A 12,132-nucleotide genomic window follows, 5' to 3' on the forward strand; every position below is an offset into this window, starting at 1 on the left:
GTTGATCAATCCTTGATGACGGCGATGTCAGGCGCATCGACGGCCTTCATGCCGATGGCGTGATAGCCCGAATCGACATGGTGCACTTCGCCGGTGACGGCGGTGGAAAGATCGGAGAGCAGATAAAGCGCGGAGTTGCCGACTTCGTCGATCGAAACCGTGCGCTTTAGCGGCGCGTTATATTCGTTCCATTTCAGAATATAGCGGAAGTCGCCGATGCCGGCGGCGGCCAGCGTTTTGATCGGGCCGGCCGAAATGGCGTTGACGCGAATGCCGCGACCGCCGAGGTCGACGGCAAGGTAGCGCACGCTTGCTTCGAGCGCAGCCTTGGCGACGCCCATGACGTTGTAATTCGGCATGACCTTTTCCGCGCCGTAATAGGTCAGCGTAATGATCGAGCCGCCATCGTTCATGATGCGCTCGGCGCGCTGGGCGACGGCGAGCAGCGAATAGACGGAGATGTCCATGGTGCGCGCGAAATTATCGCGGCTGGTGTCGACATAGCGGCCGGTCAGCTCATCCTTGTCGGAGAAGGCAATGGCATGCACGACGAAATCGATCTTGCCCCATTTCGCTTCCAGCGAGTCGATGACGGCGTCGATCGTCGCGGGTTCCGTAACGTCGCAATGGCCTGCCATGAAGGCGCCGAGTTCCTGGGCGAGCGGCTCGACGCGCTTCTTCAGAGCGTCGCCCTGCCACGTCAACGCGATTTCGGCACCGGCTTCGGAACAGGCCTTGGCAATACCCCACGCTATGGAACGGTTGTTTGCAACGCCGAGGATGACGCCGCGCTTGCCTGCCATGAGGCCAGTGGCTTGAGCCATATTCTGCTCCCTTGAACTTTCGAATGATCCTGCCTATGGCATAGGCCGATCCCCTGTTCAAGCATCGGAAAGATCATCAACTGTTAGGGATCGTAACAAAGGGTGCGGTTGTCACTGAAATTTCACAAAAAAAGCCCCTCGCGCATGCTGCGCATCAAATCGGTAACTTTGTCGTCCGGTTTTTCCCACAGCATCAGGCGCAATTCCACCACGAGATTGCCTTTTGCACCATGCCCGTCCGGTAGTCCCTGGTCGGAGATTCGGATGACCTGATCCGAACCGGACCAGGGGGGGACTGTCAGCTTGACCGGCCCGTTCAATCCCTCGACCGTTGTCTCATAACCGAGCACCGCATTTTCGATGGTCACGGGAAGGGTCGTGTGGACGTCGAGGCCATTAAGCGTGAAGCGGCTGTCGGTGGAGAGATGGATGGTGATCGCGACATCGCCGCGCAGCATCCCCTGCAATTTCATCCCCTGGCCCTTCAGATGCACCACCTGGCCGTTGCTGATATCCGTCGTCGCCTGAAAGCGCGCCTCCCGTCCGTCGGACAGCGGTACGGTGATCCAGTTTCCCTTCAGCATGTCATCGAGAGTGACGGTCGCTTCGGCAGCGATCTCCGGCGTCTTCTCCGGCACCTTGTCCTGAGCGCCGCCGCCCGTAAAGCGGCGCACGAGCGAGCCGAGAATGCCGAAGCGCGAGCGGAAGACGGTTGAGCCGGTCCCCGTCGCGAGCTGCTCCTCTTCGGCAAAGTTTTCTTCCGTCTCGCCGCTCTCCGGTTCGCGTGGCTTTTCCGTCTCCGCGGCACTGGCGGCAGTCTCTGCCTGGTTCGGTGCGGCACGGGCGGCCTTGGCGCCGAAAATGCGCTCGACCATATCCTCGGGTGACTCGGCCCCGGCGGCCTGCGGATTGGCGGCCGACGCAGCCTTCTGCGCCTTCTGGGCATTGGCGCGGGCGAGTTCTTCCATGATCTTTTCGGCGTTGGCGCGCGCAGCCTTGGCACGCTCCGCGGCTTCGCGCGCAGCCTGACGCTGCTGCATGATGGTCTGCTCTGTGCTTTGACCCTTCGCCTCGGCCATGCGCGCCACCTGATCGTAACGGCTGCGCTTCTGCGGATCCTTCAGCGTTTCATAGGCGCGGCCGATCTCGGCAAAGCGCTCCGTTGCCGTGGGATCGCCGATGTTGTGATCGGGATGCACGGCCTTGGCGAGATTGCGCCATGCCGTCTTGATTTCATCCGCCCCGGCATCGCGCTTTACGCCAAGCACCTTGTAAGGATCGCGCATCATCATAACCACCGTTTTGAAGGGTGTGCCCGGCCTCGTTGCGGCACCCCAAAAGGAAGAAAACATATGGATCGCGCCGTATTCTCACTCCCCCGGAAGCAAGAAGGTTGACGCGCATATGGTGTGATCCTGCGCGAGCAGTTGCTAATCAGTTGTTACGCCCGGCTGGCGGCAAGGGTTCGATCTGCCGCAATGGTTAGCCGTTCGCTAAGGAAGCCACGCCCTGCTTAAGACTGAAGGCACGGCTTTCGCACCGGATTTGCCTTGACAATAAGTATAGACAACTCATTTCATGATGAGGCGAGCATAGCGACAAGCGGAAGGGTCAGGGCATCCCATGCAGGAAATTTGGATCGACTATCTGAACGCCATCGATACCAAGGCGCTGGCGCTGACCAACGACGAAATCCTCGATGCCGTCAGCAAAGCTTTGGACGCGCAGGGTCGCGGCGAGACAGTGATCGAACCGCGCGTGCATCTCGTGCCCGAAAGTTCCGACAAGGGCCATTTCAACGTGCTACGCGGCTATGTGAAGCCTCTCGACTATGCTGGTGTCAAAGTGGTCGGCGATTTCGTCGATAACTATAAGCAGGGTCTTCCTTCTGAAATGGCCGTGCTCAACCTTTTCGATCCGCGCACCGGCATGCCGAAGGCGATCATCGATGCCACCGCGATTACCGATATGCGCACGGGCGCGGTCACCGCGATCGGTGCCCGCCATCTCGCCCGCAAGGATAGCAAGGTGCTTGGCCATATCGGCGCGCGCGGCACCTCCTATTGGAATGTCCGCCTGCTCGACCATCTGTTCGATTTCGAGGAAATCCGCGTCCATTCCCGCCGGCCGGAAAGCCGCGACGCTTTCGCCGCCCGATTGGAAGAAGACCTGGGCAAGAAGATCATCGTCACCGACAATTGGGAAGACTGCCTGAAGGACGCCGACATCATGGTAGAGGCCAGCCGCCTGCCGGAGCCGACGCCGCTCTTCAAGACCGCCTGGGTCAAGAAGGGTGCTTTCGTCGTTCCTTATGGCACGATGAGCGCGCTGGAATTCGATCTGACCGACATCATGGACAAAGTCGTCGTCGACGATTGGGGCCAATGCGGCCCCGGCCGTCCCTTTGGCGCATTGCGCCGGCATGTCGATGAGGGCAAGGTGACGGCGGAGACGCTGCATGCCGAAATCGGCCAGATCGTCTGTGGTGCGCGGCCTGGCCGCGAAAACGACGACGAGATCATTCTCTTCTGGCATCGCGGTCTCAGTACCACGGACGTTGCGCTGGGGGCCGCCATGGTCGACAAGGCGAAGCGGATGAATATCGGCCAGCGCCTGCGCTTTGCTTGAAAACCGACAGTTTGAGAAACGGACAGACGGATGGGTGCTGACGCCAAAAGCGTGATCTTCGATGCGTCCCGCGCGGATATCGACGCGATCTGCGCCGTGGCTCGCAATGGCGCCGAGGTCGAGATCGGCGCCGATGCGATCGCAGGCATCGAAGCAGCCTATGCCTGTCTCCTCCGCCATGCGGGCGCGGGCAAGGCGATCTATGGAGTCAGCACCGGTTTGGGTGCGGCTGTCGATACGCGCCTCGATCCCGCGAAGGATTCCGGGCAACATCGCATTCCGCGCCCCCGCGCCGTCGGCGTCGGGCGCTTTGCCGAAGCGGACGAGGTCCGCGCCATGATGGCGGCGCGCCTAGCCCGCTTCTGCCTCGGCTATTCGGGTGTATCGCCAGAGGTGGCGCAAGCGCTTGCCGGCATGCTCAATTGTTCCGTCCATCCGAAGGTGCCGATGACCGGCTCGATCGGCGAGGCGGATCTCCCGCCGCTTGCGCATATCGCCTTGGTATTGGTCGGCGAGGGGAGGGCCATTCTTCCGGATGGGCGTGAGGTCTCCGGCGCCGATGCCTTGGCGGCGGCCAGCCTTGTGCAGCCGTCCTTCGGCATAAAGGATGGACTGTCGCTGATCTCGTCCAACGCCGCATCCGTCGGCCTTGCGTGCCTGATGCTGCAGGATATTAGGCGTATTTTCGATGCGCATATCGGTGCGGCAGCGCTGTCCTATGAAGGATTTCGCGCCAGCCTTGATCCGCTCGATCCGCTGGCAAGTCGCTTGCGGCCCGGCCCCGGCCAGGGCGAAGTCGCGGCAGCCGTCCGCTCACTCCTCGAAGGCGGCGATCTGATGAAGCCGGGGGCAGCGCGGCGCCTTCAAGACCCGCTCAGCCTTCGCTGCGTGCCATCGGTCTCCGGCGCCGCATTACATGCGCTGAGAGCGGCGTGGACTGCTACCGAGCTGGAACTGGGCTCCAGTGACGACAACCCATCGGTTCTTGCCGATGAGGATGTCGTGCTGCCGACCGGCAATTTCGATCCCACCCATATGGTGCTGGCCTTCGACACGCTGGGGCTGGCGCTCGCCCGCCTTGCGGCTATGGCGGCCGAGCGAATCATGAAGTTGCTGTCGCCGGGCTTCTCCGATCTGCCGCGTTTTCTGGCGCCGGAAGGTGTCGGCGCCAACGGCTTTGGCGCCTTGCAGAAGACCGTTGCGGCGCTGACGGCGGAGATCGGCCACCTGGCGATGCCCATGCCCTTTGCTGTGACGCCCGTCGCCGATCGCGTCGAGGATTATGCATCGCTTGCCATGTCGGTGATCGACAAGACCGGACGGCTGGCGGTGAAGCTGCGATATCTGACGGCGATCGAACTGATCATAGCCGCGCGGGCCATCGATCTGCGAGGCGCAATCAGGTTGGGTGAGGGGACCGGGATGCTGTTTACCGTTGTCCGCTCGATAGTCCCACCGCTGGAGGTGGACCGTTCGCCCAGCAACGACATCTACGCGCTTGCGGACTGCATTGCGGCGGGCACGCTAATCGGCCCGCTTCTGACTATGAAATAAGAAAGAGAGGAGGCGATCAGCCGTCCTGCTGGAAACTCAGCAATTGCCATTCGCCTTGGCCGATAAGACAGGTCTTGCCGAAGAAATTGGCGATGCCGTCATAGGAGTGACGGGTGGTGCGGAACTGGCGGCAGACCTGTCCCGAGGCGTTGTTTTCAACGATCGTGTCGATGACGCCGGCGCTTCCCGTCGAGGCATTCGCCCAGGGCACGGGCTGTCCGTTCAGCTTGGCGAGATCTGCCGAAGTCACCGCATTGCGCACGGTTGTCTCGTCTGAAACGCTGTCGGTTGTCACAGGAGCGGTCGGGATGGTGCCTGTTGAAACGCTCCGATCCACCTTCGTCGAACTCAGCATGTCCATGCCGCCGCCGACGCAGCCGCCAAGGGAGAAAAGGGAGAAAATGGCAATCGCCATCGTCGCGCCTTTTGCAAGCTTGCGCTTTGTATGAACCGTCGACTTTGCTATGACTTCCACCCGAGTATCTTGGCCAGTGTTGGGGCTGGCGATTTTAGGAAATGCGGAGAATTTGAGCTAATATGTCGGAAAACGAGTTAACAAGCGGTGACTTCACCGAGCAGAACGAGCCCTTTGCGCTTTTCGCTTCCTGGCTGCGCGACGCTGAAGCCAATGAGCCGAATGATCCGAATGCGGTTGCCTTGGCAACGGTTGATAAGGATGGATTGCCAAATGTCCGCATGGTTCTTCTGAAAGGTTTCGATAGTCAGGGATTCGTATTCTATACAAATTTCGAAAGCCAGAAAGGCCAAGAAATTCTTTCCCAAAAGAAAGCGGCCATGTGCTTCCACTGGAAGTCGCTCCGGCGTCAGGTAAGGCTGCGCGGCCTGGTTGAAGTGGTCAGCGACAACGAAGCCGATGAATATTTCAAGACGCGTGCCCGCGGCAGCCGCATCGGCGCCTGGGCGTCGAAGCAGTCGCGCCCGCTCGAGGGCCGCTTCGCCCTGGAAAAGGCGGTTGCCGAATACACCGCTCGCTACGCCATCGGCGACATACCGCGCCCTGCCTATTGGTCCGGCTTCCGCATCCGGCCGTTGTCGATCGAATTCTGGCACGATCGCCAGTTCCGCCTGCACGATCGCGTCGAATTCCGCCGCGACGTGCCGGAGGGCGCCTGGGAAAAGGTGCGGATGTATCCGTAACGGATCATGATGAGGCCCGGCACCCCATCAGCCTCATGGGGATGCCGGAGGCAAGTGCCGATGCATATCGGGCCTTCTGGTAGTGACCGTTCAATGACAGCCGCGGCAAATGGGTGATCGTGGCGGCGCTCGCCGCTCCGATCGTCCCGGGTCGGGTCGTCACGCCGACGGAAAAGCCGAGTTCCGCCGCAAGCCGGGCTTCGCGAGGAGAGACCGCATCGGCGGTCCCATAGGGATAGGCGATCGCCACCGGCCGCTGGCCGATGAGGTCAGCGACATAATCCGCCGACAACGCCATTTCCGCCGCGGCTTCCGCTTCCGGAAGACGGGCAAGCGCCCGGTGGCTGACCGTATGGGCGCCGAGCGAGGCGAGGGGGTGACGGATAAGCTGCTTCAATTCTGCCCGGTCCATGATCGCTGCGCGCACGAGATCGAGCGGCTCCATGCCGTTCGCCCGGGCGAACTCGTCGATCCGGGCAATCGCCTCCAACTCGTCATGGGCATGAACATAAGCGGCAAAGCGGGCAAACGCGGCTTGCCGTTGGCCGGTTTTGTTGAGGTCGAAGCTCTCTGCGCCCGTACCGAAATCGAAGGTCAGGCGATCTCGTTGGGAAAGCAGCTCGGCCAGCGTTTCCCACCATATGCTGTGCGTCCTCTCCGACAGACCTTGGGTGACGAAGATCGTGAAGGGCGTACCGTGGCGGGCAAAGACCGGCAGCGCATAATCGAAATTGTCGCGATTACCGTCGTCGAGTGTGAAAGCAGCAAAGGGTGGCTTGTTGCGATCACTTGCGATACGGTCCGGCAACGCATCAAGAGAAATGAATTCGTAACCATCCCGTTTCAGTCGCGTGATCGCGCTGTCGAGGAATTCGGGCGAAATTTCCAGATGCGCATTCGGGGCAAAGGTTCGGGGCAAGGGAGGGCGGACATGATGCAGGGTGAAGATGGCGCCGAGGCCGGCGACGTCGCGCATCAGGCCGAGGTTTTTCAGAATTGCGGCGGTTTCCAGCCCGCCGGAGATCGCCGCGCGCTTGAGACGAATTCTGATGCCCTGTTCCATGGGGATTGACCCGGTTGAAGAATGCCCATGCTCTAGCCCATCCGCCGTTAAGTCTTGCTGAATCTGCGCCATCTTTTCAATGTGTTAACGGTTATTTTACCAGCAAAGGCAAAATTGGAATTCTGTCGAGGGTGTTGCCTCAATATCGCACCGAAATCAGGCTCTTGTCGCAAATGCGCACAACAGGTTGATGCGGTGTATTGGCATTTGTTTCAGTTGGGGACGAATATGAAAAAACTTTTGATGGCCCTTTCTGCGGCCGTCTTACTGTTGAGCGCACCGGTAGCGAGCTTTGCGGGCAGCGCCTATTTCATCATGGACGCGAAATCCGGCAGGGTGCTGGCTTCGGATAATGCCGATGATCTCAACCACCCTGCTTCGCTGACCAAGATGATGACGCTGTACCTGACGTTTGAGGCTATTCATCGTGGTAAGCTGGGTTGGAACACGGCGATTCCGGTCTCGAGCAACGCCTCCGGCAAGAGCCCGACCAAGCTCGGCCTGAAGCCGGGCAGCACCATCACCGTCCGCGATGCCGTCAATGGCATGATCATCAAGTCCGCCAACGATGCCGCCACTGCCATGGGCGAAGCGCTGGGCGGTAGCGAAAGCGGCTTTGCCCGCATCATGACGCAGAAGGCGCGCGAACTCGGCATGCGCCGCACCGTCTTCACCAATCCATCGGGCTTGCCGAGCATGGAGCAGGTGACGACCGCGCGCGACATGTCGACGCTCGCCGTTGCGCTCATCAACAATTATCCTCAGGAATATCGGCTGTTTTCGCAGTCGAGCTTCACCTATCGCGGCAGCCGCGTCCGTGGCCATAACAATCTGATGTATCGCTACGAAGGCATGGACGGCATCAAGACCGGCTACACCAATGCCTCCGGCTTCAACATAGTCAGCGCCGTGCGCCAGGGCAACCGCCGCGTTATCGGCGTCGTCATGGGCGGCGCGACTGCCCGTGGCCGCGATGCCTTCATGGCTTCCCTTCTCAATCGCTATGTGCCGAAAGCGACCTCCGCCACTTCATCGCGCCTCATGGCAAGTGTTGGCGGTGCAAAGCAGGTCGAAGTTGCTTCGGCGACGGATGATGTTGCTGCCGATGTCGATGCGCAAACCACGGCCACGACGACGCGCAAGCGCGCCGAGTTCACGCCGGCTCAGGCCCCGCTCGCTTATGCCGCCACGACAAATGTGACCGTGCCGATGGATCGCCCGATGGCGATGGATGAAATCCAAAATGCCGGCAAACCGGCGACCGGCGGTTGGCAGGTGCAGATCGCAGCTACTCCGACGGCGCAGGCCGCCAAGGACCTGCTGTCCGAGGCTCAATCCAAGGCGGGCGGCGCTCTTGCCAACGCTTCGCCCTATACCGAAGCCGTCGGCAAGGGCAGCAACACGGTCTATCGCGCCCGTTTCGTTGGCTTCGGCAGCCGCGATGATGCGAATTCCGCCTGCGCCGCGCTGAAACGCAAGGATTTCAACTGCATGCTGTTGCCGACCAAGGGCTGAGCGGAAATCAAGTTTTGAAACTATCAAGACGGCGGGGCACAAGCTCCGCCGTCTTGCTATTTCCGGCAGAATCGTTCACTTCTGTTGAGAACATACGGGGAACAATATTGATGTTATCCGATCTGATCCAGCAGTTCGAAAAGGCTTCCGCCACCTATGCCGCCGCCAACGGATTGGAGCGCGATGCCGACTGGTTTGTTTTGAAATTGCAGGAGGAGATGGGCGAACTCACCCAGATCTGGAACAAAACGACCGGCCGCGGAAGACGCAAGGGCATGTCGGACGAGGATCTGGCTACTGCGTTGGCCGACGAAACCGCCGATGTGCTTGGCCATATCCTTCTCTTCGCCCACCGCAACAGCCTCGATCTCGCCGCTGCCGTCGAGCGGAAATGGCGGTTCCGGCCGGAGGAGGGGTGAGAGCGGCCACTGGGTTGCCACGTTCAAGAATGAGAGAAGTCGACCTGTGCTTCCGGGCGTGCAAGCCGAAAGGCTTCGAGTTCGTTGCAGCGTTCTTCGACTGCCAGGAGTGTGGAATAACGGGATAGATCTACGCCAAGACGGCGGGAGGCGCTTAGTTGCGGCACAAGATGCAGGTCCGCCCATCCCGCTTCTGCGCTGAAGCAATACGGCCATTGGACCGGTCGGCGCCGTAGGGTTTCCTCCAGGGCGTCAAGGCCTAGAGCCAGCCAGTGGCTGACCCAGGCCGAAACTTGATGATCGTCGGCACCTATGTCCGATTTCAAAAAGCGTCTGACACGCAGAACGGTCAGAGAATGCATTTCCGATGTGATGAGGCCGGCAAACGCTTTTGCCTCCGCGCGGACGACGGGATCGGAAGGTAGCAGACATGGCGCTGGATACGCTTCCTCAAGATAATCCAGGATAGCAGACGATTGCGCGATGATACGTCCACCGATGTCGAGAGCAGGTAGAAGACCTTGAGGGTTCAATCGCTCATATTCGCCGGGCGCCAATGAGCTTACCGGTGTATAAGTGAACGGAATACCTTTGAGGTAAAGTGCTATACGCACCCTTTCGCCTGCGGAATTCTGCCAGCGTGACAGCAAGCGCATGGAGGTCCTCTTCGGTCAAAAGCTATCAACAGCATCAGCCTCCGTCGAAGGCTGATGGCCACTGCTATGGGCATAGCTTTAGGCAGACTTCAAGCCTTCGTCCCGCCGACCGTCACCTGATCCATCCGCAGATGCGGCTGGCCGACGCCGACGGGGACCCATTGGCCGCCTTTGCCGCAATTGCCGATGCCGGTGTCGAGTTTCATGTCGTTGCCGATCATGGAGACGCGCTTCATCGCTTCTGGGCCGTTGCCGATGAGCATGGCGCCCTTGATCGGTGCGCCGACCTTGCCGTCTTCGATCAGATAGGCTTCGGTGCAGCCGAAGACGAATTTGCCGGAAGTGATGTCGACCTGGCCACCGCCGAAGGAAACGGCATAGATGCCCTTCTTCACCGAGGCGATGATCTCTTCCGGTGTCTTGTCGCCGCCAAGCATATAAGTGTTGGTCATACGCGGCATTGGCGTGTGGGCATAGCCTTGGCGGCGGCCGTTGCCGGTTGCCTTCATGCCCATCAGGCGGGCATTCTGCCGGTCCTGCATGTAGCCGACCAGCTTGCCGTTCTCGATCAGCACATTGTAGGCCGAAGGCGTGCCCTCATCGTCGACGGTGATCGAGCCGCGGCGGTTTTCGATCGTGCCGTCATCGACGACGGTCACGCCGGGAGCGGCGACCATCTGGCCGAGCAGCCCTGCGAAAGCCGAGGTCTTCTTGCGGTTGAAATCGCCTTCCAGCCCGTGGCCGACGGCTTCGTGCAGCATGACGCCCGGCCAGCCGGAGCCGAGAACGACGTCCATCGTGCCGGCCGGCGCATCGATCGCCTCGAGATTGACCAATGCCTGGCGCAAAGCTTCGTCAGCGCCGCGGCGCCAGTTCTCTTCCGTGACGAAATCGCCGAAGCCGACGCGGCCACCGGTTCCGAAGGAACCTGATTCCTGCCGGTCGCCTTCGCCGACCATCACCGAGATATTGACGCGCGTCATCGGCCTGACGTCGCGAACGCGATGGCCGTCGGCGCGCAGGATATCGACCACCTGCCAGCTCGCGGCAATGGAGGCCGTGACCTGACGCACCTTGCCATCCTTGTCGCGCAGATAGCTGTCGATCTCCTGCAGCAGCCTCGCCTTGTCCTCGAAGCTTGGGCTCCCAATCGGGTTTTCGTCGCTATAGAGTACTTTATTGGTGCGCTGAGGCGCGGCGGCGTAGGAACCCGCATAGCCGCTCGTGACCGCGCGCACCGCATCGGCGGCGCGCTTCAGCGCGGCTTCGGAGAGATCGCCCGCATGCGCATAACCCACCGCTTCGCCGGCGACGGCGCGCAGGCCGAAACCCTGTTCGGTGTTGAAGCTGCCGCCCTTCATGCGTCCGTTGTCGAAGGTCAGCGATTCCGCCTGGACATGCTCGACGAAAAGCTCGCCATCGTCAGCGCCGGCCAGTGCTTCGGCAACGATGCCGCGCAGCTTGGTTTCGTCGGTATCGAACAAGGTAAGAAGATCGGTATTCATGGATCAAGTGCTCCGTTCAGAGCCGATGTAGGTTTCGGACGGCGAGAGAGCAAGCCCTGTCGATTTACGGAAGCGCGTCGTAGCCTTCGGCAAAGCCCTTGAGGTCGACAGGAATGCCGATGCCTTCTTCCGGCGACTGGAAGACGATGAAGGTGGCCGTCGCGCCGCTGCGCAGCGTTTTCAGCAACTCGTCCTCAAGCACCACTTCGGCATAGCAGCCGTCCGAGAAGCAGCGCACGAAATAGGCGCGGCCGATATCCTTGCCGTCGACATTAAGGCCGAGCCCGTTCGGCAGCAGCACGCCGAGCGGCGCCAGCACGCGAAGAATCTTCGACTTGCGATCGGCGGTCTTCAGCACGACGACCGAAAGACCGACTTCCGGCCGGTCCTCGGCAATGACGTTCTGCATCAGCGCGCATTGTTCGGTCGATGCGCCGGCCGGCTTGTCGCAGACCACGGACCATGCACCATGGCTGGAGCGCACCGTACCCGGTGGTTGTGGAACCTGGTTGGTCGGAAGCTGCTGGGTATGGGCTGGCGGCTGTTGGCCTGACTGCGGCGGTTGCTGGGTTTGCAGTTGCTGAGCCTGCGGCGCCGGCTGTGTTTGCTGTGCCTGCTGCGCCAGAACGGGTGCTGCAGCCGCAGCAGCGATGCTGGCGGTGACAAGCCAAAGCCGGGCGAGGGAACGAAAACCCATGAAAACCTCTAGATTCGAATCAGTGCTGCTATTGTTGAAGCCCATGCCGGCAAATGAAAAGCCCCGCATGCTGAATTCCAACCGACTGCGGCGGAAATACGACCTCTATCTCA

General features: G+C 60.7%; 12 protein-coding genes. 5 read left to right on the forward strand and 7 right to left on the reverse strand.

The genetic code is table 11. The annotated features are described in order from the left end of the window. Positions 1–5: 5 nt before the first annotated feature. Both fabI and PH547_RS07810 read right to left on the reverse strand, forming a co-directional pair. On the reverse strand, positions 6–824 hold the full coding sequence (gene fabI / locus PH547_RS07805; RefSeq protein WP_104822220.1) for an enoyl-ACP reductase FabI: 819 nt from the start codon (positions 822–824) through the stop codon (positions 6–8). Positions 825–946: 122 nt separating this feature from the next. Beyond that, on the reverse strand, positions 947–2,110 hold the full coding sequence (locus PH547_RS07810; protein ID WP_285168199.1) for a DnaJ domain-containing protein: 1,164 nt from the start codon (positions 2,108–2,110) through the stop codon (positions 947–949). Positions 2,111–2,447: 337 nt separating this feature from the next. Between PH547_RS07810 and PH547_RS07815 the strand changes: the two genes are divergently transcribed. Beyond that, on the forward strand, positions 2,448–3,452 hold the full coding sequence (locus PH547_RS07815; RefSeq protein ID WP_285167930.1) for an ornithine cyclodeaminase family protein: 1,005 nt from the start codon (positions 2,448–2,450) through the stop codon (positions 3,450–3,452). 30 nt (positions 3,453–3,482) lie between these two features. Beyond that, on the forward strand, positions 3,483–5,006 hold the full coding sequence (locus tag PH547_RS07820) for an HAL/PAL/TAL family ammonia-lyase (protein ID WP_285167931.1): 1,524 nt from the start codon (positions 3,483–3,485) through the stop codon (positions 5,004–5,006). Positions 5,007–5,022: 16 nt separating this feature from the next. Here the strand turns inward: PH547_RS07820 and PH547_RS07825 are convergent, their stop codons facing one another. After that, positions 5,023–5,481 carry an RT0821/Lpp0805 family surface protein gene (locus PH547_RS07825; RefSeq protein ID WP_285167932.1) on the reverse strand — a complete coding sequence of 153 codons (459 nt, stop codon included), beginning with the start codon at positions 5,479–5,481 and terminating at the stop codon, positions 5,023–5,025. Between the two features lie 62 nt (positions 5,482–5,543). Here PH547_RS07825 and pdxH point away from each other — a divergent pair, with 62 nt between their 5' ends. Beyond that, positions 5,544–6,164 carry a pyridoxamine 5'-phosphate oxidase gene (gene pdxH, locus PH547_RS07830; RefSeq protein WP_285167933.1) on the forward strand — a complete coding sequence of 207 codons (621 nt, stop codon included), beginning with the start codon at positions 5,544–5,546 and terminating at the stop codon, positions 6,162–6,164. A 4-nt stretch (positions 6,165–6,168) separates the two neighbouring features. Here pdxH and PH547_RS07835 read toward each other — a convergent pair whose 3' ends face one another. Then, entirely contained in the window at positions 6,169–7,227 is a 1,059-nt protein-coding gene (locus PH547_RS07835) for a polysaccharide deacetylase family protein (RefSeq protein ID WP_285167935.1), read from the reverse strand. 228 nt (positions 7,228–7,455) lie between these two features. Here PH547_RS07835 and PH547_RS07840 point away from each other — a divergent pair, with 228 nt between their 5' ends. Both PH547_RS07840 and PH547_RS07845 read left to right on the forward strand, forming a co-directional pair. Continuing rightward, entirely contained in the window at positions 7,456–8,742 is a 1,287-nt protein-coding gene (locus PH547_RS07840; protein ID WP_104822226.1) for a D-alanyl-D-alanine carboxypeptidase family protein, read from the forward strand. Between the two features lie 110 nt (positions 8,743–8,852). Beyond that, a complete protein-coding gene (locus tag PH547_RS07845) occupies positions 8,853–9,161 on the forward strand; it encodes a nucleoside triphosphate pyrophosphohydrolase family protein (protein WP_104822227.1) in 309 nt (102 codons plus the stop codon). 23 nt (positions 9,162–9,184) lie between these two features. Here PH547_RS07845 and maiA read toward each other — a convergent pair whose 3' ends face one another. The 3 genes from maiA to PH547_RS07860 form a co-directional block, all read right to left on the reverse strand. Further along, complete coding sequence (gene maiA / locus PH547_RS07850; RefSeq protein WP_104822228.1) at positions 9,185–9,817, reverse strand: maleylacetoacetate isomerase; 633 nt, start codon at positions 9,815–9,817, stop codon at positions 9,185–9,187. An 89-nt stretch (positions 9,818–9,906) separates the two neighbouring features. Then, positions 9,907–11,322: a metalloprotease TldD gene (gene tldD / locus PH547_RS07855; RefSeq protein WP_104822229.1), complete on the reverse strand. Its 1,416-nt coding sequence runs from the start codon at positions 11,320–11,322 to the stop codon at positions 9,907–9,909. Positions 11,323–11,386: 64 nt separating this feature from the next. Next, positions 11,387–12,019 carry an invasion associated locus B family protein gene (locus PH547_RS07860; RefSeq protein ID WP_104825006.1) on the reverse strand — a complete coding sequence of 211 codons (633 nt, stop codon included), beginning with the start codon at positions 12,017–12,019 and terminating at the stop codon, positions 11,387–11,389. Positions 12,020–12,132 lie beyond the last annotated feature (113 nt).

Origin of the sequence: Rhizobium cerradonense (assembly GCF_030182455.1) — a bacterium.
Classification (GTDB): Bacteria; Pseudomonadota; Alphaproteobacteria; order Rhizobiales; family Rhizobiaceae; genus Rhizobium.

Coding starts and splice junctions, on each gene's coding strand:
- PH547_RS07840 (WP_104822226.1), top strand. CDS start 7,456: ATGAAAAAACTTTTGATGGCCCTTTCTGCGGCCGTCTTACTGTTGAGC.
- PH547_RS07810 (WP_285168199.1), bottom strand. CDS start 2,110: ATGCGCGATCCTTACAAGGTGCTTGGCGTAAAGCGCGATGCCGGGGCG.
- tldD (WP_104822229.1), bottom strand. CDS start 11,322: ATGAATACCGATCTTCTTACCTTGTTCGATACCGACGAAACCAAGCTG.
- PH547_RS07845 (WP_104822227.1), top strand. CDS start 8,853: ATGTTATCCGATCTGATCCAGCAGTTCGAAAAGGCTTCCGCCACCTAT.
- maiA (WP_104822228.1), bottom strand. CDS start 9,817: ATGCGCTTGCTGTCACGCTGGCAGAATTCCGCAGGCGAAAGGGTGCGT.
- PH547_RS07860 (WP_104825006.1), bottom strand. CDS start 12,019: ATGGGTTTTCGTTCCCTCGCCCGGCTTTGGCTTGTCACCGCCAGCATC.
- PH547_RS07815 (WP_285167930.1), top strand. CDS start 2,448: ATGCAGGAAATTTGGATCGACTATCTGAACGCCATCGATACCAAGGCG.
- PH547_RS07835 (WP_285167935.1), bottom strand. CDS start 7,227: ATGGAACAGGGCATCAGAATTCGTCTCAAGCGCGCGGCGATCTCCGGC.
- fabI (WP_104822220.1), bottom strand. CDS start 824: ATGGCTCAAGCCACTGGCCTCATGGCAGGCAAGCGCGGCGTCATCCTC.
- pdxH (WP_285167933.1), top strand. CDS start 5,544: ATGTCGGAAAACGAGTTAACAAGCGGTGACTTCACCGAGCAGAACGAG.
- PH547_RS07820 (WP_285167931.1), top strand. CDS start 3,483: ATGGGTGCTGACGCCAAAAGCGTGATCTTCGATGCGTCCCGCGCGGAT.